Origin of the sequence: Amycolatopsis sp. GA6-003 (assembly GCF_046267895.1) — a bacterium.
Lineage (GTDB): Bacteria > Actinomycetota > Actinomycetes > Mycobacteriales > Pseudonocardiaceae > Amycolatopsis.
In genome coordinates this window covers 1,715,273-1,738,496 of the sequence record NZ_CP176499.1, presented here as the reverse complement: position 1 = coordinate 1,738,496, position 23,224 = coordinate 1,715,273, and the positions used below count along the sequence as shown (strand labels likewise).

Below are 23,224 nucleotides of genomic sequence, written 5' to 3'. Positions count from 1 at the left end.
GTCGGTTTCGGTGGTGACGACGGTGGCGTGGGAGATGGTGACGGCGATCGCGGGGTTCGCGGTGTTCCGTCGTTTCGCGCGGGGGCCCGCCGTCGCTTGAGGGGTCAGCGCCAGCGGCAGCGGTAGAACCAGACGATCGCGAGCGGGATGGCGGTCGTGAGCACCGCGCCCGCCGCGATCGGCGGGGCCGAGCCCATGCCGAAGCCGACCACCAGGGTGACCAGGCCGGTCAGGAACACGCTCAGCACGCCGAGCGCGGCCGCGGCGAAGGCGAACGCCGGCATCGGGCGGAACTTCTCGAACCGGCGGGCGAGACGGGGATTTTCCCGGGCGAGGCAGCGCTCGATCTCGTCCAGCTGGTGTTGTTCGTGGTCGCGCAGCGCCATCGTCCGCTCCGCCCGTCGACCTGGCCGGGACTTCTCCGCTGATTCTGCCACGAAACGCGGCCGGAATCCGGGGCCGAATCCGATTCGGCGCCCCGGGCGGGCGAGTCCGCGAGCGACGGCGCGGGGCGGCCCGCCGCGCCGTCGCCCGCGCGGGTCAGTCGCGGCGGCGGCCGCCCGCGATGAGCCGGTAGCCGGTCAGGATGACCAGCGCGCCGAGCACCGCGAGACCCCACGTGCGCAGGTCGAAGAACGTCCCGAGCTGGGTGTGGAACAGCATTTTGCCGATCCACCCGCCCACGAACGCGCCTCCGATCCCGAGCAGGATGGTGATGATGCAGCCGCCAGGGTCCTTGCCCGGCATGAGGGCCTTCGCGATCAATCCCGCGATCAGGCCCAGCACGATCCAGCCGACAACGCCCACGTCGGTCCTCTCCTCGGTACGGCGGCGGCCCGGCGGGCCGCCCCTGGCCGGACCAGGATGGCATGGTCCGGCCGGGTGGCGCGCGCCAGCGCCGGGGCCCACGGTCGGGCCCACGGTCGGCAGCGCCCGCCGGGAATCAGCGGCGAAGGGCGGTTTCCTTCTCCATGTGCGACAGCTTCGCCGGATTCCGCACCGCGTACAGGCCGGTGATCTTGCCCTCGTCGATCCGCAGCGTGAGGACCGTGTCGACCTCTCCGTCGAGCTTCAGCACCAGCGCCGGGTGGCCGTTGACCTGCGTCGGGCGCAGCGGCGCCGGAATCTGGGCGCTCCCGGCGGCCAGCAGCCGCGCGACCTTGTCCGCGCCGACGATCGGCCGCAGGACCGCCTGCTTCACGCCGCCGCCGTCGCCGAGGAAGACGACGTCCGGGGCGAGCAGGTCGAGCAGTCCCTGCAGGTCGCCGGTCTCGACGGCCTTCTGGAACGCGGCGAGCGCGCCCCGGGTTTCGGCGGGGCTGACGTCGCCGCGCGGACGGCGGGCCGCGACGTGCGACCGCGCCCGGTGCCCGATCTGCCGCACCGCGGCCGGGCTTTTGCCCACCGCTTCGGCGATTTCCTCATAGGGCAGGTCGAAGACCTCGCGCAGCACGAACACCGCGCGCTCGGTCGGCCGCAGCGTTTCGAGCACCAGCAGCATCGCCATCGAGACGTGGTCGGCGAGTTCGACGTCCTCGGCGACGTCCGGCGCGGTGAGCAGCGGTTCGGGCAGCCAGGTGCCGACGTAGGACTCCTTGCGCCGGTCGAGCGCGCGCAGCCGGGTCAGCGCCTGGCGGGTGGTGATCCGGACCAGGTAGGCGCGGTGCTCGCGGATCTCGTCGAGGTCGACGCCCGCCCACTTCAGCCAGGTTTCCTGCAGCACGTCCTCGGCGTCGGCGGCCGAGCCGAGCATCTCGTAGGCCACGGTGAACAGCAGGTTCCGGTGGGCGAGGAAGGTCTCGGTGGCGCGGTCCGGGCTCGCTTCGCCGGGTGCTGTCATGGGTGGCTCCTTCGCGTTCTGGGGGTCGATCGCCCATAGGACGCCGGCCGCCGGGGGTTTGTGACAGCGCGTCCGGTGCTGACTTCCCCTGCGGGATGCGAGGGTAGCCGGAGAGGACCACGGCGGAGAGGAGTTCGCGACGATGGCGGAGCGGGGACCGGACTGGCTGCGGCGGACGTGGGACGAGGCCGCGCCGCGGTACGACCGCGACATCGCGTGGTTCGAGCGGGCGCTGCTCGCCGACGGCCGCGAATGGGTGTGCGGGCAGGCCTCCGGGGAGGTGCTGGAGGTCGCGGTCGGGACCGGCCGGAACCTGCCGCGGTATCCGCCGGACGTGCGGGTGACCGGGATCGACCTCAGCCCGTCGATGCTGGAGCTCGCGCGCCGCCGGGCCGCCGGGAGCGGCCGCGAGGTGACGCTGGCCGAGGCCGACGCGCAGTCGCTTCCGTTCCCGGACCGCACGTTCGACACCGTGGTCTGCACGCTGGGCCTGTGCGGCGTCCCGGACGAACGCGGCGCGCTCGCCGAGATGCACCGGGTGCTGCGGCCGGGCGGGCGGCTGTTGCTGCTGGACCACGTCGGCAGCGACCGCCGGGCGGTTCTCGCGGTGCAACGGCTCTTGGAGAAGCTGACCGTGTGGCGGCTGGGGGATTACCTGACCCGCCGGCCGCTGCCGTTGCTCGTCGCGGCCGGGTTCGAGGTGGAGCGGGCGGAACGCAGCAAGGCCGGGATCGTCGAGCGGGTGGCGGCGCGGAAGAGGTGACCAGTCCTGTACAGTCGTACTGTACGTTCGTATGGGAGGGTGCGATGAACGGAAACGGGAAGCACGTCGCCGTGGGCGTGCTGATGGTGGTCGTCGGCGCGGTGCTGTACTTCGTGTTCCACGACGTCGAGACGCCGGTGATCGGGCTGCGGCAGGTCGGCGTGGTGGTCGGGGTGATCGGGATTCTTGAACTGCTGGCGGTCGCGTGGCGGGCGCGCACGGGGGCGTCTCGGCGGTGAAGCGCGCCACCCATGTGCTCGACGCGGTGCTGAAGGTGCTGGCAGATCAGGGAATCGGCGCGCTGAGCGTGCGGACCGTCGCCGCGGCGGCGGGGGTATCCCCGGCTCAGGTGCAGTACTACTACCGGACGAAGAGCGACCTCGTGCGCGCCGGTTTCGAGTACGCGGGTGAGCAGTTCCTGGCCGAAATCGAAGCGGTGCGACCGGAAACAATCGCTGGTTTCGTCGAACTCTGGCTGCCGCTGGACGAACCGCGCGCCCGGCGGGCCCGGGTGTGGCTCGCGTACGCGGCGGCGGCCGTGGTGGATCCCGTGCTGCGGAAGGAAAACGCGAAGCTCGATCGCGAGCTGCGGCAGTGGTACGTCGACGCCGGGCTGTCCGAGGACCTGGCGGCGCAGGTGTTCGCGATGATCGACGGCGTGACGCTCCAGTGTCTCTCGCTGCCGATGGCGGAACGCCGGGCGCTGGCCGATCGGACGGTCGGCGCGTTCCTCGCCGCGCTGCCCGGGTAGATGTAACACGTGATACATTCGCCGCTGTGGCAGAGAGCAAATGGCTGGTGCTGGTGGTGCGGGTGCCGTCCGCGCCGTCGCGGCACCGGGTCGCCGTGTGGCGTGAGCTGCGGCGGGTGGGTGCGTTGTCGCTCGGGCAGGGCGCCTGGGCGGTGCCGGACGTGCCCGGGTTCGCCGGCGGCGTCGCGCGGGTCGCCGAGCTGGCGCGGCGCGGCGAGGGCGAGGTCATCACGCTCGACGCCGCGGAACGGGACGGTTCCCGGCTGGTCGAGTTGTTCACTGCCGAGCGGGAAGAGGAGTGGGCGGAGTTCGTCGCCGACTGCGGGAAGTTCGACGCCGAGATCGACAAGGAAATCCGGATCGGCAAGTTCACGATGGCCGAACTGGAGGAGGAAGAGCAGAGCCTCGAGCGGTTGCGGCGCTGGCATCGGGACCTGAAGGCGCGGGACGTGTTCGGCGCGCCCTCGGCGGCCGAGGCCGAACAGCGGCTGAAGCGGTGCGCGGAGCGGCTCGCCGACTACACCGAGCGGGTTTTCCAAGCCCTGCACCAGATGTGAGGTTCCGTCGAGTCGCGGGGTTCGCCGCGGAGGTGAGGGTTCGCGATGCGTTCCGCTGAGCTGCGTCCGCTGTACGCCGCCGGTTTCGTCACCGCGTTCGGCGCGCACAGCATCGCCGCCAGCCTCGGCGCGTACACCCACGGCGATTCGTTGCTGACCTTGGGCTTGCTGCTCGCGGTCTACGACGGCGCCGAGGTCGTGCTGAAGCCGGTGTTCGGGTCGCTGGCCGACCGGATCGGTCCGCGCCCGGTCCTGCTCGGCGGGCTGCTGGCGTTCGCGCTCGCGTCGGCGGCCTTCGTCGTCGCGGGAAATCCGGCCGCGGTCGGGCTGGCGCGGTTCGGCCAGGGCGCGGCCGCGGCGGCCTTCTCGCCCGCGGCCGGGGCGTTGGTCGCCCGGCTGTCGCCGGCGAAACGGCAGGGGCGAGCGTTCGGCGGTTACGGGGCGTGGAAGAGCGTCGGCTACACGGCTGGTCCGTTGCTCGGCGGCGTGCTGATCATGCTGGGCGGGTTTTCCTTGCTGTTCGGCACTCTCGCGGTGCTGGCCTTCGCGGTCGCCGGGTGGGCCGCGTCGGCGGTGCCCGCGCCGGAGCCGTTGCCGCGGCAGCGCCAGACCGTCCTCGACTTGGCCCGGCGGCTCGTCGAACCCGGGTTCCTGCGGCCGGCCGCGGTGCTGGCCGGCACGACGGGGGCGCTGGCGGTCGGGATCGGATTCCTGCCGGTGGCCGGGGCGGCGAGCGGGCTCGGCACGGTGGCGACGGGCGCGGTGGTGTCGGTGCTGGCGCTGTGTTCCGCGCTGGTGCAGCCGTGGGCAGGCAGGCTCCGGGACGCCGGGCGGATCCCGGACGGATGGGGGATGGCCGGCGGACTGCTGCTGACCGCGGCCGGACTGGCGCTGGGCGGCTTGGCGCCGGGCATCGCGGGCGTGGCGGCCGCGGCGGTGGCGATCGGCGTCGGGGTCGGGGTGGCTACGCCGATCGGGTTCGCGCACCTGGCGGGTTCCGCGCCGAAGGAACGGCTGGGACAGACGATGGGAGCGGCCGAGGTCGGCCGGGAACTGGGCGACGCGGGCGGACCGCTGCTGGTCGGAGCGCTCGCGTCGGCGGCGACGTTGGGGGCGGGATTCGGCGGGCTGGCTGTGGTGCTGGCGGTGGTCGGCTTGGTGGTGGCTGGCTTTCGGAAATCGTGAGGGAACCCTGGGGAGACTGATTCCCTGCGAGGGTGTGGCGGGACCTGGTGTTCGGTGCGGCGTCGCGTGATCTCGCGCCGTGGAGCACGGCGTAGTGGGTGTTCGCGGCCTGAGCGGCGGACGGGGCAACGCGTCCACGATGTGCTGCGCGAGCAGGCCCGCGAACGCGACGGTCAGCCGGTAGCGATGGCCGGGTCGCTGAGGGAGGCCTGGCCGGTTTCCGCATGCCCCGCGAAGCGGCGGACGAACCGCCCGTCGTGGTCGGCTTTCACCGTGATGTCGTACCAGCCGTGGGCCACTCCCCATTTCGGCACCGCGCGGGTAGTGCCCGGGGCGAGGGTGTACTGGTATGTCTCGGCGGGCGCGTAAGCATCCACCCCGGTGAAGGTGACCGTACGGCTGGTCGGGTTCTTGAACGTCACCGTCACGTACCCGGCGGCATGCCGGGCGGTGACCTCCGGGCCCAGCCCGCCGATCGTTCCGGCCTGTTCGCGGAGCCAGCCGTTCGGGCCGAAAACCGAGTACTGGTACCAGTCTCCCGCGCCGCTGGGCAGCCGCCAGCTGTCGGTGACCGACTTGCGGGCTTCCACCGTGTAGGGCCACGGGCCGTCGGAGCGCATCCGGGACGTCACGTGGAATCCGGCCCCGGCGGTGCCCAGGTTGGTGAAGGTGAAGTGCATCCGGCCGTCGCGGGCCTCGGTGTCCGCGGCCAGGTCGTACGGCAGCGGGCGCGCTTTGCGGGCGCCCGGTTCCTGTTTGGGCAGCGAGCCTTTCGACGGGGGCACCGGGTGGTAGGTCGGCGGGGTGCTGTGGTCGGCGGGCGGCTGGTAGTCGCCGGTGCCGGGCAGGGGCGGGACGGCGCTGGCGGCCCCGGTGAAGTCGAACGCCGACGTCAGGTCTCCGCACACCGCGCGCCGCCACGGCGAGATGTTCGGGTTGTGCACGCCGAAACGCTTTTCCACGAACTGGATCAGCGAGGTGTGGTCGAAAGTCTGCGAGCAGACCCAGCCGCCGGTGCTCCACGGCGAGATCGCCAGCAGCGGCACGCGCGGGCCGAGTCCGTAAGGCATTCCGGTGGCGTACGACGCGGCCGCGCCGCCTTCGTACCATTCCCCGGCGACGCTCGCCGTCGACTTGCCCCAATTGGCGTCGCGCGGCGGGTACGGCGGGACGACGTGGTCGAAGAAACCGTCGTTCTCGTCGTAGGTGATGAGCAGGACGGTTTTGCTCCACACGTCCGGATTGGACGTGAGCGCGTCGAGTACGCCGGAGACATACCAGGCGCCGTAATTGGCAGGCCACGCCGGATGTTCGCAGTACGCCTCCGGCGCGACGATCCAGGAAACCTGCGGAAGGCGGTTCGCTTTGACGTCCGCGGCGAGGTGGTCGAAAAAGCCGTCGCCCGCGGCGGCGCGGGTGCCGGTGCGCGCTTTGTCGTACAGCGGCGTGCCGGGAGCCGATTTCTGGTATTGGGTCAGGTAAAGCAGCGAATTGTCGCCGTAGTTGCCGAGGTAGGGGTCCTTGGTCCAGCCCCAGCCGTGGTCCTTGTCGAGACCGTCGCCGACGTCCTGGTAGATCTTCCACGAAATCCCGGCCTTTTCCAGGATCTCCGGGAAACTGGTCCAGCCGTAGCCGGATTCTTCGTTGCCCAGCACCGGACCGTTTCCCGAACCGTCGTTTCCGGTCCAGCCGGTGTACATGTAGTACCGGTTCGGGTCCGTCGAGGACAGCATCGAGCAGTGGTAGGCGTCGCAGATGGTGAACGCGTCGGCGAGCGCGTAGTGGAACGGGATGTCCTTGCGCGTCAGATACGCCATCGTGGTGCGGGTTTTCGCCGGGATCCACTTGTCCCACCGGCCGGTGCTCCACGCCGTGTGCGTGCCGTTCCAGTCGTGGTTGAGGTCCTCGATGAAGGTGAGGCCGAGGTTGTCCTCGGCGGGCCGGAACGGCAGCGTCTCGGTGCCGCTGGCGTCGGCCTGGTGCCACACCGGTTTTCCGTTCGGCAGCGAAACCGGGCGCGGGTCGCCGAAGCCGCGGACGCCGTTGAGGGTCCCGAAATAGTGGTCGAACGACCGGTTTTCCTGCATCAGCACGACCACGTGCTCGACGTCCGCGAGAGTGCCGGTGCGCACGGCGGCGGGCACCGAGGCCGCCCGCGCGATGCTCGCGGGCAGCGCCGTGCCCGCGGCGGTGGCCGCGGCCAGGTGCATGAATCTGCGGCGGCTGACCGATGACATCGGTGTCTCCTCGAAAACTCGGGGACAGTTCGCGGACGCGTTCGGGAATTTCCCACCCGGGAAAGCCGAACGAATCATCGACGGATCGTCCGCGCGCTGTCAACCGCTGACCGGGAGGGCGCCCGTTTTTACTGCGTCACAGCCGGTTCGCTGCCTGTTTCACCGTCTTGATCACCGGCGCCGTTTCCACGTGGGCGACCGCCGGGAGCGCGGCGACGCTCGTGGTGAGGTAGCGGTACAGCTCGTGCTGGCTGCCGCACACCACTGTCGCGTACAGGTTGGTCGGGCCGGTGGTCGCGGCGGCGAAGGCGACTTCCGGGTGCGCGGCGAGTGCGGCGCCCGCTTCCTCCAGCGCCGCCGGGGCGACCGAAAGCCACAGCAGGGTCCGGATTCCCTTGCCGTGCAACCGCCAGTCGAGGTCGAGATCGAAGTACAGCACGTCCCGTTCGCGCAGTTCCGCCATCCGGCGGCGGACGGTGGTGGGGGACCAGCCGGTCGCGGCGGCGAGCTGTTCGAATCCGGCGCGGCCGTCGGCGGCGAGTTCGGCGAGCAGCTTGCGGTCGGCGTCGTCGAGCACTGCCGGGCCGGGCCGGCGGGGGAGCGGCGGCGGGCGCAGCCGGGCGACGGTGGCGTCGTCCAGCACGCCGAGTTTGGCGACCAGGCTGTCCGACCCGCCGTAGAACGCGTGCAGCACCGAATGCGCGGTGACGCCTTCGACCCGTGGCGTGCGCGGAAGTTTGGCCAGCAGCAACGCTTCGCTGTCGGCCTCGCTTTCGAGGCGGACTGTGCAGGTGATTTCGGTGCCGCCGGAGGTCAGGCTCACCCAGGCGGTGTCCGGGCGGCGCGCGAGCGCTTCGGCGACCGCGCTCGCGGCGGCGGGGGCGCATCGGATGCGCAGGAACCAGCGCACCGCACCGAAAGCGTTCTCGTTGACGCCGCCGATGACCCGGACCGCGCCGGTCGACCGGAGCCGGGTGTAGCGCCGGGCGACGGTGCGATCCGACACGCCGAGCGCTTCGGCAATCGCGCTGAACGGAGCCCTGGGATCGATCTGCAGGGCGTGGACGAGCTGGCGGTCCAGGTCGTCGTAGTCGGAATCCACCGTGTCGATCTTACTGATGTCGGAATCCGCCGCTCAAGGGTCGTTTTCTGGCGGGTTGGCCACGGGCGGGCCGAGGGTCGGTTCTGACCGCCAATCGAAGGAGAGATCATGACTACCGAGGTGCTCGTCGTCGGCGCCGGCCCGACCGGGATGACGACCGCGAACGAACTGCGGCTCGCCGGAGTGTCCTGCGTGCTGGTGGACCGATTGCCGCGGGCCAGCGAACTGTCCAAGGCGGGCGGGCTGCAGTCCCGCACGCAGGAGGCGCTCGACCAGCGCGGCCTGCTCGAACCGTTGCTGGCCACCGGCGACTATCCGGTCACCACCGCGCATTTCGCCGGAAACCTGCTGCCGCTGGTCCGGGGGCGGCACCGGTTTCCGTGGCGGTCGCTCCCGCAGGTGGCGCTCGAGGGATTCCTGGAGAAACACCTTGCCGCGGAAGGAATTCCGGTCCGCCGCGACCACGAACTGGTCGGGCTGGAGCAGGACGCGGACGGCGTGACCGCGACCTTCGCCGACGGCACCGCGATCCGCTCTCGCTACCTGGTCGCCGCGGACGGCGGACGCAGCACGGTCCGGAAACTGCTGGGCGCGGAGTTCTCGGGCCGTCCCGGAACGGAGACCACAGTGGCCGCCGACGTGCGGCTGAGCGCCGAGGTCCCGATGCACACGATCACCCCGGAGGGTTACCGCGCACAGGTGTTCCCGCTCGGCGTCGACTCCGAAGGGCGACCGCTGCGCCGCCTCACGCTCGGCGGACCCGGCTGGTCGCTGGACCGGGAGGTCCCGGTCACCGAGGACGAGATCCGCACCGGGCTGAAGACGGTTTTCGGCGACCGGGTGGAACTGGTCGAACTCCGCTACGCGCGCCGGATCACCAACGCCGCGCTGCAGGCCGCGCAGTACCGGCACGGCCGCGTTTTCCTGGCCGGTGACGCCGCGCACGTGCATCTTCCCCTTGGCGCACAAGGCATGAACAGCGGGATCCAAGACGCGATGAACCTCGGCTGGAAGCTCGGCGCGGCCGTCCGCGGCACCGCGCCGGAGGGACTGCTGGACAGCTACCACGCGGAACGGCATCCGGTCGGCGCGGCGGTGCTGCGCAACGTCCAGGCGCAGTCGCTCCTCCTGGACGCCGGTCCCGATTCGGCCGCGGCCCGGTCGCTGTTCGCGGAGCTGGTGCAGCTGCCCGAGGTGCAATACCAGCTGAACGACCTGCTGTCCGGCATGGGCTTCCGTTACGCCTTTCCGGGCAGCGAGGAGCATCCGCTGATCGGGCTTCCCGCGCACGATCTCGGTCCGGAGTTGCGTACCGGACGCGGGGTTCTCGTGGATCCGGAAAAGCGTTTCGGCGCTCTCGCGGGGCGGTGGGCGGACCGGGTCACCCGCGTCGAGACGGGGGCGGCGGCGATGCTGGTCCGTCCGGACGGATACGTGGCGTGGGCCGGTGCTCCGGAGGGTTTGGAACCCGCGATTCGCCAGTGGTTCGGTGCGCCGGTGAGCTAGCGTGGCCGTCGTGCGAACGTGGCTGACCGACACCCGGATCTCGTACGACACCGTCGCCGCCAGCTATGCCGACCGGTTGCGCGATTCGATCGCCGGAAGTCCTTCGCTGCGCATGACCCTGGGGTTGTTCGCCTCGCTGGTGCGCGAAACCGGCCCGGTGGCCGACGTCGGCTGCGGCACCGGGCACGTCACCGCGCACCTGAACGGCCTCGGCTTGGACGCGTTCGGTCTCGACCTCTCGCCCGGCATGATCGAGGTGGCCCGGCGAGACCACCCGGGACTGCGGTTCGCGGTCGGCTCGATGACCGCGCTCCCGCTGCCCGACGCTTCGGCGGCCGGGTTGCTGTCGTGGTGGTCGCTGATCCACGTCCCGGACGCGGAGGTGCCCACGGCGCTCGCGGAATTCCACCGCGTGCTGCGGCCGGGAGCACCGGTTGCGATCGGCTTCCACGTCGGTGACGTGGCTCGGTTGAAGACGCAGGGTTACGGCGGGCATCCAATGCAGGTGCACGTTTATCGCCGCCGCCCCGCGCAGCTGTCGGAGTGGTTGCGCCAGGCCGGGTTCACCGTCGAGGCCGAGTGGGTGGAGCAGCTGGACAGCGAGGTGCCGCAAGCGGTCGTCTACGCTCGCCGTCCAGCCTGAGGGATTCAGCCGAGGTCGAGCTTCGCCAGCCGCGGCAGCACGCCGTCGCGCCAGCCCGGGCCCATCCGCTCGCACGCGTCGGCCTGGCGCTTGTCGTCGAGGTCGAAGCCGGAGTGGTTCAGCAGGAGCCGGGTGCCCTGGCCTTCGGGGACAAGCGTCCAAGTCAGGGTCCAGTCGCCGTTGAAGGTGTAGACGAACTTCGCCGGCGGCTCGGATTCGATGACGCGGCAAGGGATCGAGCCGAATCCGGGCATTTCGAGATGGAATTCGTGGCCGACGTCCGGCCCGACGTCGCCGGGCGCCCACCACTTCGCGTGCAGTTCGGGATCGGTGAGCGCGCGCCAGACCTTTTCCGGTGTGGCGGCGATGAACTGGTCGACCGAGATGCTTCCGGTCCGGGCGTACGTCACGGGGTTTCCTCCTCGTTTTCCAGCAGGTCGGCCATGCTCCGCAGGCGGCCGCGCCAGAACCGCTCGAACGGGTGCAGCCATGCGCCGACCTGCTCCAGCGGGTCGCTTTCCAAGTGGTAAAAGCGTTGTCGCCCAACGGGTTCGTCGCGGACCAGCGCGGCGTCCCGCAGCACCTTGAGATGCTCGGCCACCGCCGGACGGCTCAGCTCGAACCGCGCCGCGAGGTCGCCCGCCGTGCGCGGGCCGTCCGCCAGGATCTCCAGCAGACGCCGCCGGACGGGACTGGCGAGAGCGAGGAAGACGTCGTCGGGCATGACGCTACGTTACGTCGGAAGTTTCCGACATGTCAACCGGCGGGGTGGAGGGCGGCGATTCCGAAGCTGGAGCGGGGCAAGAAGATCGTCAAGGGCTGAGTGTCAGGACGGCGCTCCGGAGGGCGCGGACGGCTTCGTCGCGGGCACCGGTCAGGGCGGGGGCGTCCGTGGCGTGCGGGGCACGAAGCGGGACGTGGCGGGGGAGTTGCGCGAATCGGTCTGACACCGCGTCGAGCACGTCGGGGCCCCAGGGGCCGCCCAGCACGATGAGTTCCGGGTCGGACACGGTCACCAAAGCCAGGAGCACGCCGCAGATCGCGTCGGCGAGGGTGGTGCGGACGGGGTCGGATTCGAGCGCGGTTCGCAGGGCGGCGACGTCGATCGTGGTCGAATCCGGTTGGCGCACGCCGAGATCCGCGAAGACGTCGACGAACGCCATTGCCCTGCCGTCCGGGCCGCGGGTGAGGACGTGCGCGATTTCCCCGGCGAAACCGGCGTGTCCGCGCCGCACTTCGCCGTCCGCGACGACCGCGCAGCCGAGTCCTTCGCCGAGGAACAGGTACGCGAAATCGTCGGCGGCCTGTTCGGTGCGGGCGGCCCAGTTCACGTCATTGTCCACTGTGACCGGTCCCGCGACGAGCGGCGCGAGGACGTCGGCGGGGGAGAGTTCCCCGAGCAGGAAGGGGGAATCGGGCAGGTGGACCAGTTTTCCGGTGGCCCGGTCGACCGGATCGGCGGCGCTGACGACCGCGAGCCGGAGCGGGCCCGCGTCGGCGGCGACCCGGGCGGCGGCCTTGCGCAGTGCCCGCGCGACCTTTCGTGGACGCACCGGGCGGCCGAGGTCTTCGACGTGCCGGGCGCGCACCTCGCCGAAAACGTCGACGGCTTCGGCGACGGTGCCGTCGTGGGCGATGCTCACCACCAGTGCCGTGCCGAGGTCGTCGGCCAGCGCGTAATAGGTGCCGACGCGGCCGCGGCCGGTGGTGCGTTCGCCGGTGTCGCGCAGCAGGCCGGCCTCGGCGAGCCGGGCCACGCTGTCGCCGACCGCGGGCTTGGAAATGCCGGTGCGGACGGCGATCTGCGCGCGCGTCAGCTGCCGTTCGGCGAGCAGCGCCCGCAGGACGTGCTGGTCGGTCAGCGACCGGAGCAGGTCGAGAGAGGGCTTGGCCGGGGTCACCGGCGGGAGTGTAGCCGATTTGGTCAGGAGTGTTGCCTGAATCGGCGCGGGGTCTTACCGTCGGTTCAGTAAGGAGCCCTTCCTGAATGGAGCGCGCGCCATGCCCCTTCCCCCGTTGCCGCATTGGGAGACGACCCCGGACGACCTCCCGGCCGCGATTGGCGAGACCAAAACCGCGCTGCGGGCGCGGATCGAGGCGTCCGGGCGCACCGTGGAGGAGGTATTCGCGGTGGTCGAGGCTCGCGTCGCGGCCGCGGTCGAGGAGATCGAAGCGGCGAAAGCACGGATATAGCGGGATGTGTGGCGCATGCCGTGAAGCGTGGTCAGGCTGACGGCATCTGGAAGCTGCTGAACCAATACACGGCGTTCTGGCTTCGAATCAGTCCATCTGTCGTCCGAACTGCGGAGAAGTTGCTGGCGTAGGAACTGCCATCGGCATGAGTGCCGCGGATGCGCAGTACTTCGGCCCCCTGCACACTGCCCGTGTCTGGGTGTTCGATGGCCTCTTCCACGAAAGGTGCTGCGGAGGACGGCATCGCGTGGGCGACATTTGCCCGCTCAAGGACTACCTTGCATGCGGCCCAGTCTTGCGCTATTGCGCGGCACAGCCCGTCGTAATCATGAGTTCGTGCGAAGCTGACAGCTTTGTTCAGCAGGGATTCGGCTTCGGCGCGAGTTGGAAGCGGAAGGATCTTTGTACTGGCGACTTGCTGACCGCCCCACACCACTGGAGTACTGCTGAGAACCAGGAGGCCAGCAGCCGCCGCGAGGCCCGCGCCGGTCAACACAAGCAGCGCTCGACGTGGATGTTTGGCCACAGCTGACCCCCTGGCTCACTTAGCTCTACCGGTGAAGCATGTGCGCGTCACGCGACGACTGCATCGTACCGCAGCCACCCGTAGTAGACCGCACGTTGATCACAAGCTGATCGAAATTCCGCCGTAAAGTGCCTGAATGCCAATTCCGCTAGTGAGCGTATTGTGCACGGCGACGATTCCACCCGTATCCCTGGATTGACCATTAGGAGCATTTCCCGACCAGTTGGTTAGAAAGTCCAGCGGTTTTTCCCCTTTGACGGGGTTCAAGGTGTCGCAAAAGTTTCCCAGAACAAGGGATCCGCCGATTCCGGCGACTGAAACTGAAAGCGTCAAGTTGGTGCACGGGCTCTGATTGATCGTCCCCTTGGGGCTCCAGTCATCCCAATCGAGAAGCTGCTCTCCGGGCGGAGGTGCTATTCCCGCATTGCAAGCAGTCAAGTCGTACGCAAGTCCGTCGGCATTGGTGGTCGCGCAAGTTTGCCATTCTTTTACTGCGTAGTCCGTGCCGTTCTGATTCGGGTATTTAATCTCCCCGGCCTGCGCGCAATAGTCCGCCCAGGCATCGATCTTGTTGGGATCGAGCTTGCTCGGCACATTTTTCCGCGCGAAGCACATCGGCCTGTTCCAGACGGTTCCGTCGTCAAGCACTGATGCGTCAGATTTGTCGCGATGGGGCACGGTCAAGCTGCTTGCCAGCATGTCCACGCCGTTGATTTCGACATGCTTCGGGGCGGGTAGGCCTTTTGGAACGATCAAAATGTCGCCAGGCTCGGTAATCACCTGGTAGTCGTCGGGATTTATGTCGAGATTCCATCTCTGGCGCACATTGCCGGCGAGCTGGCCTACCAGCTGCCTTTGCTGTGCCGCTGACATCGGAGCTGCCTGCATTCCGTCAGATGCGGCGGCGACATGGGCATATCCGAGCCCTGCTGTGAGCATTAGGCTCGCAAAAAATGCCGAAAATAGTTGCCTCTTCTTTCGCACGTCGATTCCTTCGATTTCCGTTGATACCTTTAATGGACCTCAATCCGGAGGCAGGGGGAAATCAATTTCGATAACGCAGAGTGATTGACGCAAGACTTCAATGGATGATTTCCTCCCCCTCGAAGCACGCTACCGGAGGCAAGATCATGTCGTACATCTGCCATTTGAGTGAACTCGCAGTAGCCAAAGGCTTCGGTCGCAAGCAAGTGTGCATAAGGGACAAATGCTCCCCTTAAAGTTCGGGCAAGACGAGACGGCAGAACTGGCCGAGGATGCGGTTTTCGTCTCAAAAGGTCGGTAGATGTGCGAATATCGTTCCGCTAAAGATTATTTCTTCGGCACTCTCGCGAACGCGCCGGCCGTTCGGACACCACGCTCTCGGCCGCCGTGTTTGCCGACATCGACACTGACTACAGCCCCGCCACCCCCGGCAAGTACCTGCCGATCGAGCTGCACGACTCCTCGCAAGGGATCTTCGAGGTCGTGTGGGTCGTCGGGCACTTGGCCGGTTCCCGGACGGTCACCGTCGTGCGCGGCCGGGAAGGAACCCCGGCGCGGGCGTGGAACGCGGGCACGCGGCTGGTGTGCGCGCCGACCGCCGGGCGCGACACGTTGTCCGTGCTGGCCTCGGCCGACCTGCCGATCGATCCGCACCTCGGGATGCGCGTGGCGCGCACGAACAAGCAGGACGTCGTGGAACGCGCCGAGCACCGGCGTGGCGACGGCCGCCGCGCCAGGGAGGCGGTGCGGCGAGGAAATCTGGCCGGTGCTGGACTACGCCGACATCGAGGCGGGCCGAGTCTCCGATGAAGACCTCGCCCGGCTCCGGAAGCGCGGCTGCCTCGTCGTGCGCGGGCACTTCCCGCGTGAGCAGGCGCTGGCTTGGGACCAGGGGATCGTCGACTACGTGGAGGGCAACCGGTTCTTCGAGCACTATCGCGGTCCCGGGGACGATTTCTTCGGCACCGTCGGTTCGCGGCCGGAGATCTATCCGATCTACTGGTCCCCGCCGCAAATGGAGGCGCGGCAAAGCGACCGGATGGCGCGCGTGCAGGCGTTCCTCAACGCGCGGTGGCGCTCGGAATCCGACGGCGTCCAGTGGTTCGACCCCGGCCGGGATTCGCTGTACCCGGACCGCATCCGCCGCCGTCCGCCGGGCGCGGATTCCGGCGGTCTCGGCGCCCACCTCGACCCGGGCACGCTGGACCTCTGGATGACCGAGGCGTACCAGCGGGCGTTCCGGCATCTGTTCGACGGCACCGTCGAGTCCTACGATCCGTGGGACGCCGCGCACCGCACCGCCGGGCCACAGTTCGAGGGCTCGACGATGTGCTCGGTGTTCCGCACTTTCCAGGGCTGGACCGCGCTTTCCGACATGAAACACGACCAGGGCGTGCTGCACACGGTGCCGATTCCGGAGGCGATGGGCTACCTGATGCTGCGCCCGCTGCTGGCCGACGTGCCGGAGGACGACATGTGCGGCGTCACGGTGAACCAGGTGTTCCCGGCCAGCGAGAAATGGCATTCCTTGCTGCTGCGTGCTTCCAGCGGCATCCCGGACGTGCGGGCCGGGGATTCCGTGTGGTGGCACTGCGATCTGATCCACAGCGTCGCGCCGGTGAAGGACCAGCAGGGCTGGGGCAATGTCATGTACATCCCGGCCGCGCCGTGGTGTCCGCGCAACGAGGCGTACGCCGGGTCGGTGCGGGAAGCGTTCGAGTCGGGTTCCAGCCCCGCGGATTTCCCGCCCGAGCATTACGAGCGGTCGTGGCCGGACCGGTTCGCTCCCGCGCGGTTGAACGCGACCGGACGGCGCGGGCTCGGCATGGGATGACAGTGGTCTAGTCCATTCGGGCCAGTGGTACGGCCGGGTCCGGTACTGCGAGGTAAAGCTGGTGGTACGCGGGGGAAATCCCGGATGCCGCGGCCGGCCGGTGCGTGCCAGTGTCGGGAGACGGCGGTCGCAGCGGCCGCCGGAGCCGAACAACGGAGGCATCATGGACGTTCAGGACGAGCAGGTTCGCGAACTGCCCGAGTACACGCCGCCCGCGCTGGTCGAGGTCGGCGAATTCAGCGACGACACCCTCGGCTTCGGGGGCCGCCTGTCGGACACGATGGGCTTCTTCGGCTCCTGAGCCGGGCAGGAGCGCAGCCGATGAGCGGGCCGGGATTTCTGGTGCTGCCCGATCTTCCCGCCGCGGCGGGGATCCGGCGGCCGTGGGCGGACGCCCAGGTGCACGCCCACGCGTCCGGGAGGCCTTGGCTCGTCGGCCGTTGGCGTCGCGCCGAGGTGGCGGTGGGGACAGCCGGGCCGGTGCGGCTGGCGGTGATCGGGCATTGCCCGGTCGCCGCTGCCCGGCTCGGAAAGCTCGCGGCCCGGGTGTGCGCGCCGGCCGACCTCGACCGGATCGCCGCCGCCCTGCCCGGTTCGTTCCACCTGGTGGCCACTGTGGACGGTGCGGTGCGGTTCCAGGGCAGCGCGACCGGATTGCGCCGGGTGTTTCATTGCCGGGTGGACGGGGTTCCGGTCGCCGCCGACCGGGCTGATCTGCTCGCCGGCCTGGTGGGGTCCTCAGTGGACGAAGAGCTGCTCGCCGCGCGGATGGCGTGCGGACTGCAGCTTCCGCCGCCGCTGAACGAACGGCCGTTGTATACCGGAGTGTCCGCGGTGGAGCCCGGAAGCTGTCTCTTGTGGACGGACGGGCGGACGCGGGTGCGGCAGTGGTGGCGGCCGCCGCCCGCCCGCGAGCCATTGGCCCGCGGCGCCGAGGGAGTACGGGCCGCGCTGGCCGAGACAGTCCGCTCGGGACGCGTTTCGTCGGACCTGTCCGGAGGCATGGATTCGACCTCGCTGTGTTTCCTCGCCGCCCGGGAAAATCCGGAGCTGCTGACCTTCCGCTGGGCCGAGGCGGAGGCGGGCAACGACGACGCGGAGTACGCCGCCCGGTCCATCGCCGCGCTGGACCGGGCCGAACACGTGATCGTCCCGCAGCGCGAACTGCCCGCCGTCTTCGCCGATCCGGACCGGCCGGTCGACGCGGACGAGCCCTACGCGTTCACCCGTTCCGCGGCCAGAATCCGGTACAGCGCCGAAATCGTGGCCGCACGCGGATCCGAACTGCATTTCGCCGGGCACGGCGGGGACGAACTGTTCAGCCCGCTGCCCGGATACCTGCACTCGCTGCTGCGCCGTCGCCCGGTCGCCGCGATGCGGCAGGTCCGCGCACACGCGGCGCTCCGGCGCTGGCCGCTGTTCGGGACGATGGCGGAGCTTCTCCGGCCGGGAACCGTCGCCGGCTGGTGGCGGCAGCAGGCCGCGCACCTCGCCGATCCGGTCGGCCCGGCCCGCCGCCCGGTGCTCGGCTGGGGCGTCGCGCCGCTGCGGGCCCAGCCGGGGCTCACCGCCGACGGCCTGGCCTTGGCGCGGAAAGTCCTGCACCGCACCGCGAACGAGGCCCGGCCGCTCGGCCGGGATCCCGGCGAACACCAGGCGTTGCTCGTCCTGCGCTCGGCCGCCGCGCAGTACCGTTTGACCGCCGGGCTGTTCGCCGGCGCCGGGGTGGAACTGCGGTTGCCGTTCTTCGACGACCGGGTGGTGGAGGCCGTCCTGCGCGTCCGGCGGCACGAGCAGGCGGACCCCGGCCGCTACAAACCGTTGCTGGCTGAGGCGATGCGCGGGATCGTGCCGGACGCCGTGCTCGGCCGGGCGACGAAAGGCGAGTTCGGCGCGGACATCCGGGAGGGCTTGCGCCGCAACCAGACCGCCATCCTGCGCCTGTTCGAGGATTCCGCTCTGGCCGCGCGCGGTCTCCTCGACCCGGACCGGCTGCGGGCCGCCGTGCTCGCGCCGCAACGGGACTACCGCGTGGTCGCCGCCCTGGAACCGCTCATCGGATGCGAGACGTGGCTTCGCGCCGCCGATCGCCCGTCCCCGAGGAGGCTCGATGCGCTTGCCCCCTGAGGTGACCGCCGCCGAAACTCCGGACGGCACGGTCCTGCTGGACCTGACGTCCGGTCGGTATTGGCAGCTCAACTCCACCGGAAGCGCGGTGTTGCAAGGACTTCTCGACGGCAGCGATCCGGAGGTCGTCGCGGCGGAACTGGCGGCTCGGCACGGGATAGACGAGGCGGTGGCGCAGAAGGACGTGGCTGCGGTGGTCGACCATCTGCGGTCCGCCGGGCTGGTGACGCCATGACCGCCCCAGTCGCGCTCGCCACCCGTACCCGCCTGCCGCTGCGCCGTCGCCCGATGCCGCTGCTCGCCGTCGCGCTGGCCCGTCCGCTGGCGAAGCTGCGTCCCGCCCGCCTGCGCCGAGTCCTGGAATTCGCCCGCCGCGGAGCGCGACCGGCCACCACGGGCGAGGCTTCCGCGGCCCGGTCAGACGTCGTTTCGGTCAGCCTCCGCTGCGCCGGGCAAGGCTGCCTGCAACGCTCGATCGCCGCCGCGCTCCTGTGCCGGATGCGGGGTTCCTGGCCGACCTGGTGCACTGGCGTCCGCACGAGCCCGTTCGCCGCGCACGCCTGGATCGAGGCCGACGGCCACGCGGTCGGGGAGCCTTATCCGGACGGCCACTACGCGCCGATGCTGTCAGTTCCTCCTGCGGCGAGGGTGATGTCCACAAACGCCTGAGTTGCCGCGGTAATGGGCCCCGACCGATATATCAGCCACTGCGGGAGCGTTTCCGGCGGCGAGAACCGCAGCACCTCCGCCCCGGCCCGGCGGGCCAGGTCCGCCCAGCCGTCCGGCATCAGGCTCGCGCCGATCCCGCGCAGCACCATCGGCAGCACCACGCTCCGGTCGCCTGCTTCGGCGGCGATCGACAGGTCCGGCACCGTCGCCGCGAGGCGGTCGAAGAACCCGCGCACCGCGGTCGGCGACGTGGTCACGACGAACCGCATGCCGCGGAGCGCAGACCGCTCCACCGCCCCGTCCGAACCGATCTCCGTGCCCGGCGGGGCGACCAGCAGCAGCTCTTCGTCCCGCAGGTGATGCGCGACCAGCCCCGGCCCGACCGGGCGTTCCGCGCTCCCGCACACCCCGGCCTCGCAGCGGCCCTGCACCACCATCGCCACTACCTCGGCCGCCGACAACGCCGCCGACGTGCTCACCAGGACGCCCGGATACCGCGTGCGCATCTCGGCGACGATGCTGATCACCGGCTCCAGCGCGGACGACGACGTGGCCGCGACGTCGATCCGCCCGGCCGGTCCGTCGCCCGCCATCCGCGCGGCGGCGCGCAGTGCGTCGAGGTCGCGCAGCACCAGCCGGGCGCGCTCGGCCAGCAGTTCGCCGGCGTTCGACAGGACCGCGTTGCGCCCGACCCGGTGGAACAGCTCGACGCCCAAGTCCTGTTCCAGTTTCGCGATCGCGCGCGACAACGACGGCTGCGCCACCCGCAACGCCCGCGCCGCGTGCGTGAACCCGCCGTGCTCGGCGATCGCGACGAAGTACTCCAGCTGGCGGCGTTCCATAGCGATACGCTATCGGACTGGTGCCTCAGATGTCTTTGACGTACCGCCAGCGCACGCGCGACGATAGGGCCATGGTCCAGACGCGCCCGACGTTGCAGGGCACCTTCGGCATGGTGTCGTCCACCCACTGGCTCGCCTCGGCCGCCGCGATGGCGGTTCTCGAGGACGGCGGCAACGCCTACGACGCCGCGGTCGCCGGCGCGTTCGTGCTCCACGTCGTGGAACCGCATCTCAACGGGCCCGGCGGCGAGGTGCCGATGATCCTCGCGCCGGCGGGCGGCGCGCCGAAGGTGCTGTGCGGGCAAGGGCCCGCGCCCGCCGGGGCGACGATCGAGCACTACACCTCGCTCGGCCTCGACCTCGTCCCCGGCACCGGCCCGCTCGCCGCCGCGGTGCCCGGCGCGGTGGAGGCGTGGCTGCTCCTGCTGCACGACCACGGCACGAAGTCGCTGCGCGAGGTCCTCAAGTACGCCATTCACTACGCGGCGGACGGCCATCCCGCGGTCGAGCGCGTCGGCGCGACGGTGGAGACCGTCCGCGAGCTGTTCGAGAACGAATGGACGACGTCGGCCGAGCTGTACTTGCCCGGCGGGGTCGCGCCGAAACCCGGTGGGCTGCTGAAGAATCCCGCGCTCGCGCAGACCTGGCGCCGGCTGATCGCGGAAGCGGAGGCGGCCGGAAGCGACCGGGAAGCGCAGATCGAGGCGGCGCGGAAGGCGTGGCGGGAAGGATTCGTCGCCGAAGCGCTCGCCGCCTTCGCCGCGAAACCGGCCATGGACTCGTCCGGCGAACGGCACGCGGGCACCCTCACCGCCGACGACATCGCCGCGTTCCGGCCGACGTATGAGGACCCGGTCACCTACCCCTGGAACGGCTGGACCGTCGCGAAACCCGGGCTGTGGAGCCAAGGTCCGGCGTTCCTGCAGCAGCTCGCGCTCCTGCCGGACGAGCTGGAGTACGCGACGCCGGAGTACTACCACCGGCTCATCGAGGGCACGAAGCTCGCGATGGCCGACCGCGAAGCCTGGTACGGCGACAGCACGGACGTGTCCGTCGAGGCTCTGCTTTCCCCGGAGTACAACGAAACCCGGCGCGCGCTGATCGGCGAGCGCGCGTCGTTCGAGCTGCGTCCGGGCAGTCCCGGAGGCCGCACGCCCCGGCTGAGCCGGCACGCGCACTACGTCGCGGGCGGCGGGGTCCCCGCGTCGGCGATCGGGGCGGGGGAGCCAACCGTCGCGAAGGACGGCCTGACCCGCGGCGACACGTGCCATCTGGACGTCGTCGACCGCTGGGGCAACATGATCGCCGCGACGCCGAGCGGGGGCTGGCTGCAGTCCAATCCCGTGGTGCCGGAGCTGGGTTTCCCGCTGGGCACCCGGCTGCAGATGGCGTGGCTCGACCCGGGCCTGCCCAACTCGCTCGCCCCGGGCAAACGGCCGCGCACCACGCTTTCGCCGTCGCTCGCGCTGCGCGACGGCGTGCCGGTGCTGGCGTTCGGCACCCCCGGCGGCGACCAGCAGGACCAGTGGAACTTCCACTTCTTCCTCGGCACGGCGCTGCGCGAAAAGGTCCGCGGCGGGCTCGATCTGCAGGGCGCGATCGACGCGCCGAACTGGCACACCGACAGCTTCCCGGGCTCGTTCTACCCGCGCGGCATGGCGGCGGGGAGCGTGACGGTGGAATCGCGGATCGGCGCGGACGTCATCGCCGCGCTGGAAAGCCGGGGCCATGCCGTGACGGTCGGCGAGCCCTGGTCGGAGGGGCGGTTGTGCGCGGTGGCGAAGGATCCGGAGACCGGGGTGTTGTCGGCGGCGGCGAACTCGCGTGGCGCGCAGGGGTATGCCGCGGGGCGGTGACCCCTCACGGACGGTCGCCAGGCCGCACCTCTACCGGGAAACTGCGGCGGCGGAATCCGTGTAACGGGCCCGGAGTTCGCGTTTGAGCAGTTTCCCGGTGGCATTGCGCGGAAGCTCGTCCACCATTTCGACTCGGCGGGGACATTTGAAAGCGGCGATCCGTTCCCGGCAATAGGCGATCACCGTGTCGCCGTCGAGCGAATCGTTCTCGGGCACCACCACTGCCACCACGGTTTCGCCCCACTGCGGATCCGGCGCGCCGATCACCGCGACGTCGGCGATGTCCGGATGCCGGTGCAGCACCTGCTCGACCTCGATCGGATAGACGTTCTCGCCGCCGGAAATGATCATGTCTTTCTTGCGGTCCACCAAAGTCACGAATCCGTCGGCGTCGGCGCGGGCTAAGTCGCCGGAATGGAACCAGCCGCCGCGCAGGGCTTCGGCGCTCGCTTCGGGCAGGCCCCAGTACCCGGCGAAGACATTGGGGCCGCGCAGCACCAGTTCGCCGACTGTCCCGGTGGGAACGTCGTCGTCGCGTTCGTCCACGATCCGGGCCTCGACGTGCAGGAAGGGCCGTCCGACGGAGCCCGCGCGCGAGCGGACGAACGCCGATTCCAGCACCAGCGCGGCGGGGGAGAGCTCGGTCATCCCGAAACCCTCCACAAAGGTCAGTCCCTTGCTCTCGTAGAACTCGATCACCGGCAGCGGGCACGGCGCGCCGCCGCACAGCAGATAGCGCAGCCGCGACAGATCGTAGGAATCGAAGTCCGGGACCTGCGTCATCGCCGCCCACATCGCGGGAACCATGAAGTGGACGGTGATCTTTTCCCGCTGGAGCAGCGCGAGTGTCTCTTGTGGATCGAATTTGCCCGCGACCACTACTGTTCCGCCCGCGTAGAGCAAAGGCAAGGTGAACAATGCCAGCCCGCCGATGTGGAAAAGCGGCGCCACGGTGAGCGTGCGGTCCGACGGGAGGATGCCTTCCCCGGAGGTGAGCACGTTGATCGCGTTCGCCTCCAGGTTGCCGTGGGTGAGCATGGCTCCCTTGGGCCGGCCGGTGGTGCCGGAGGTGTACATCAGCACCGCGACCTCGTCCGGCCCGGTCGGTTCGGGCTCGACGCGGTCCTCGCGGGGAAGTTCGCTGTTGTCGACCAGAGTCCGGCCTCCGGAGGCTTCTCGCGCGAGCGCGGCGAAAGTGCCGTCGTGCACCACGACCACCGGCCGGGCGTCGTCGAGGAGGTACTCGATTTCGGCCGCGGTGAGCCGGAAATTGATCGGCAGCGTGATCGCGCCGAGCCAGGCGACGGCGAAGAGCGTTTCGAGGTAACCGGTGGAATTCAAGCCCAGCAACGCCACCCGGTCGCCCTTGCGCACGCCCAGTTCGCGCAGCCCCGCCGCCCGGCGCGCGACCCGGCTTTCGAGGTCGGCGTACGTGATCCGCTCGCCGGTCTCCGCGGCGACGAGCGCGACCGACTCGGGGGTGACGGTGCCGCGCCGGGAAATCCACTGCGCCAAGCTCGATGCCATGCCGAGACTCCTTCGTCGCCGGGGACCCCGACGAAGGTAACCGTACGGACGGTCAGTGGTCAAACTTCGGTTACAGTGGGCC

General features: G+C 70.2%; 27 protein-coding genes. 15 read left to right on the top strand and 12 right to left on the bottom strand.

Features of this window, described 5'->3' with window-relative positions:
- Window positions 1-104 precede the first annotated feature (104 nt).
- The 3 genes from F9C12_RS07320 to F9C12_RS07310 all read right to left on the bottom strand — a co-directional run bounded on the left by F9C12_RS07320 (window position 105) and on the right by F9C12_RS07310 (window position 1,840).
- On the bottom strand, window positions 105-386 hold the full coding sequence (locus F9C12_RS07320; protein WP_409181226.1) for a DUF3040 domain-containing protein: 282 nt from the start codon (window positions 384-386) through the stop codon (window positions 105-107).
- A gap of 154 nt (window positions 387-540) precedes the next feature.
- On the bottom strand, window positions 541-807 hold the full coding sequence (locus F9C12_RS07315) for a GlsB/YeaQ/YmgE family stress response membrane protein (RefSeq protein WP_409181225.1): 267 nt from the start codon (window positions 805-807) through the stop codon (window positions 541-543).
- 136 nt (window positions 808-943) lie between these two features.
- Window positions 944-1,840 (bottom strand): RNA polymerase sigma-70 factor, encoded by an 897-nt coding sequence (locus F9C12_RS07310; RefSeq protein ID WP_409181224.1) that lies wholly within the window; start codon window positions 1,838-1,840, stop codon window positions 944-946.
- 142 nt (window positions 1,841-1,982) lie between these two features.
- Here F9C12_RS07310 and F9C12_RS07305 point away from each other — a divergent pair, with 142 nt between their 5' ends.
- The 5 genes from F9C12_RS07305 to F9C12_RS07285 are packed head-to-tail and all read left to right on the top strand — an operon-like array spanning window position 1,983 to window position 5,096.
- Complete coding sequence (locus F9C12_RS07305; RefSeq protein ID WP_409465278.1) at window positions 1,983-2,603, top strand: class I SAM-dependent methyltransferase; 621 nt, start codon at window positions 1,983-1,985, stop codon at window positions 2,601-2,603.
- A 44-nt stretch (window positions 2,604-2,647) separates the two neighbouring features.
- On the top strand, window positions 2,648-2,842 hold the full coding sequence (locus F9C12_RS07300) for a hypothetical protein (protein ID WP_409465277.1): 195 nt from the start codon (window positions 2,648-2,650) through the stop codon (window positions 2,840-2,842).
- The gene (locus F9C12_RS07295) at window positions 2,839-3,354 is read left to right on the top strand and encodes a TetR/AcrR family transcriptional regulator (protein ID WP_409465276.1); all 516 of its coding nucleotides are present in this window, start codon (window positions 2,839-2,841) and stop codon (window positions 3,352-3,354) included. Before F9C12_RS07300 ends, F9C12_RS07295 begins: the two co-directional genes overlap by 4 nt.
- Window positions 3,355-3,380: 26 nt before the next feature.
- Window positions 3,381-3,911: a Chromate resistance protein ChrB gene (locus tag F9C12_RS07290; RefSeq protein ID WP_409181220.1), complete on the top strand. Its 531-nt coding sequence runs from the start codon at window positions 3,381-3,383 to the stop codon at window positions 3,909-3,911.
- A 45-nt stretch (window positions 3,912-3,956) separates the two neighbouring features.
- Entirely contained in the window at window positions 3,957-5,096 is a 1,140-nt protein-coding gene (locus F9C12_RS07285; RefSeq protein WP_409465275.1) for an MFS transporter, read from the top strand.
- 173 nt (window positions 5,097-5,269) lie between these two features.
- On the opposite strand, the gene F9C12_RS07280 is transcribed toward F9C12_RS07285, so the two are convergent.
- Window positions 5,270-7,333: a phosphocholine-specific phospholipase C gene (locus tag F9C12_RS07280; protein WP_409465274.1), complete on the bottom strand. Its 2,064-nt coding sequence runs from the start codon at window positions 7,331-7,333 to the stop codon at window positions 5,270-5,272.
- Window positions 7,334-7,469: 136 nt separating this feature from the next.
- Window positions 7,470-8,435, bottom strand: coding sequence for an Lrp/AsnC family transcriptional regulator (locus F9C12_RS07275; RefSeq protein ID WP_409465273.1), 966 nt, complete (start codon window positions 8,433-8,435; stop codon window positions 7,470-7,472).
- A 108-nt stretch (window positions 8,436-8,543) separates the two neighbouring features.
- Between F9C12_RS07275 and F9C12_RS07270 the strand changes: the two genes are divergently transcribed.
- Both F9C12_RS07270 and F9C12_RS07265 read left to right on the top strand, forming a co-directional pair.
- Complete coding sequence (locus F9C12_RS07270) at window positions 8,544-9,941, top strand: FAD-dependent monooxygenase (RefSeq protein WP_409465272.1); 1,398 nt, start codon at window positions 8,544-8,546, stop codon at window positions 9,939-9,941.
- 1 nt (window position 9,942) lies between these two features.
- A complete protein-coding gene (locus F9C12_RS07265; protein WP_409465271.1) occupies window positions 9,943-10,584 on the top strand; it encodes a class I SAM-dependent methyltransferase in 642 nt (213 codons plus the stop codon).
- 5 nt (window positions 10,585-10,589) lie between these two features.
- Here the strand turns inward: F9C12_RS07265 and F9C12_RS07260 are convergent, their stop codons facing one another.
- From F9C12_RS07260 to F9C12_RS07250, 3 genes are all read right to left on the bottom strand, one after another.
- Window positions 10,590-10,994 (bottom strand): SRPBCC domain-containing protein, encoded by a 405-nt coding sequence (locus tag F9C12_RS07260; RefSeq protein ID WP_409465270.1) that lies wholly within the window; start codon window positions 10,992-10,994, stop codon window positions 10,590-10,592.
- A complete protein-coding gene (locus F9C12_RS07255; protein ID WP_101439065.1) occupies window positions 10,991-11,308 on the bottom strand; it encodes an ArsR/SmtB family transcription factor in 318 nt (105 codons plus the stop codon). Before F9C12_RS07255 ends, F9C12_RS07260 begins: the two co-directional genes overlap by 4 nt.
- Window positions 11,309-11,396: 88 nt before the next feature.
- The gene (locus tag F9C12_RS07250) at window positions 11,397-12,485 is read right to left on the bottom strand and encodes an ROK family protein (RefSeq protein WP_409465269.1); all 1,089 of its coding nucleotides are present in this window, start codon (window positions 12,483-12,485) and stop codon (window positions 11,397-11,399) included.
- Window positions 12,486-12,585: 100 nt separating this feature from the next.
- Here F9C12_RS07250 and F9C12_RS07245 point away from each other — a divergent pair, with 100 nt between their 5' ends.
- Window positions 12,586-12,777 carry a hypothetical protein gene (locus F9C12_RS07245; protein ID WP_409465268.1) on the top strand — a complete coding sequence of 64 codons (192 nt, stop codon included), beginning with the start codon at window positions 12,586-12,588 and terminating at the stop codon, window positions 12,775-12,777.
- 31 nt (window positions 12,778-12,808) lie between these two features.
- Here F9C12_RS07245 and F9C12_RS07240 read toward each other — a convergent pair whose 3' ends face one another.
- Entirely contained in the window at window positions 12,809-13,303 is a 495-nt protein-coding gene (locus F9C12_RS07240; protein ID WP_409465267.1) for a hypothetical protein, read from the bottom strand.
- Window positions 13,304-13,402: 99 nt separating this feature from the next.
- Window positions 13,403-14,287: a hypothetical protein gene (locus F9C12_RS07235; protein WP_409465266.1), complete on the bottom strand. Its 885-nt coding sequence runs from the start codon at window positions 14,285-14,287 to the stop codon at window positions 13,403-13,405.
- Window positions 14,288-14,674: 387 nt separating this feature from the next.
- Between F9C12_RS07235 and F9C12_RS07230 the strand changes: the two genes are divergently transcribed.
- The 6 genes from F9C12_RS07230 (at window position 14,675) to F9C12_RS07205 (ending at window position 18,917) form a co-directional block, all read left to right on the top strand.
- The gene (locus F9C12_RS07230; protein ID WP_409465265.1) at window positions 14,675-15,097 is read left to right on the top strand and encodes a hypothetical protein; all 423 of its coding nucleotides are present in this window, start codon (window positions 14,675-14,677) and stop codon (window positions 15,095-15,097) included.
- Window positions 15,003-16,121 carry a YbiU family protein gene (locus F9C12_RS07225; protein ID WP_409465264.1) on the top strand — a complete coding sequence of 373 codons (1,119 nt, stop codon included), beginning with the start codon at window positions 15,003-15,005 and terminating at the stop codon, window positions 16,119-16,121. Before F9C12_RS07230 ends, F9C12_RS07225 begins: the two co-directional genes overlap by 95 nt.
- 163 nt (window positions 16,122-16,284) lie before the next feature.
- Window positions 16,285-16,422, top strand: coding sequence for a lasso RiPP family leader peptide-containing protein (locus F9C12_RS07220; protein ID WP_409181208.1), 138 nt, complete (start codon window positions 16,285-16,287; stop codon window positions 16,420-16,422).
- Between the two features lie 20 nt (window positions 16,423-16,442).
- On the top strand, window positions 16,443-18,248 hold the full coding sequence (locus tag F9C12_RS07215; RefSeq protein ID WP_409465263.1) for an asparagine synthase-related protein: 1,806 nt from the start codon (window positions 16,443-16,445) through the stop codon (window positions 18,246-18,248).
- A complete protein-coding gene (locus F9C12_RS07210; protein WP_409465262.1) occupies window positions 18,232-18,483 on the top strand; it encodes a lasso peptide biosynthesis PqqD family chaperone in 252 nt (83 codons plus the stop codon). The genes F9C12_RS07215 and F9C12_RS07210 overlap by 17 nt, the downstream gene beginning before the upstream one ends.
- Window positions 18,480-18,917, top strand: a complete 438-nt coding sequence (locus F9C12_RS07205; RefSeq protein ID WP_409465261.1) for a lasso peptide biosynthesis B2 protein — start codon at window positions 18,480-18,482, stop codon at window positions 18,915-18,917. The genes F9C12_RS07210 and F9C12_RS07205 overlap by 4 nt, the downstream gene beginning before the upstream one ends.
- On the opposite strand, the gene F9C12_RS07200 is transcribed toward F9C12_RS07205, so the two are convergent.
- The gene (locus F9C12_RS07200) at window positions 18,860-19,759 is read right to left on the bottom strand and encodes a LysR family transcriptional regulator (RefSeq protein WP_409181204.1); all 900 of its coding nucleotides are present in this window, start codon (window positions 19,757-19,759) and stop codon (window positions 18,860-18,862) included. The genes F9C12_RS07205 and F9C12_RS07200 overlap by 58 nt on opposite strands.
- Before the next feature lie 71 nt (window positions 19,760-19,830).
- Between F9C12_RS07200 and F9C12_RS07195 the strand changes: the two genes are divergently transcribed.
- Window positions 19,831-21,615 carry a gamma-glutamyltransferase family protein gene (locus F9C12_RS07195; RefSeq protein ID WP_409465260.1) on the top strand — a complete coding sequence of 595 codons (1,785 nt, stop codon included), beginning with the start codon at window positions 19,831-19,833 and terminating at the stop codon, window positions 21,613-21,615.
- A 30-nt stretch (window positions 21,616-21,645) separates the two neighbouring features.
- Here the strand turns inward: F9C12_RS07195 and F9C12_RS07190 are convergent, their stop codons facing one another.
- A complete protein-coding gene (locus F9C12_RS07190) occupies window positions 21,646-23,142 on the bottom strand; it encodes an acyl-CoA synthetase (RefSeq protein WP_409465259.1) in 1,497 nt (498 codons plus the stop codon).
- Between the last annotated feature and the right edge of the window lie 82 nt (window positions 23,143-23,224).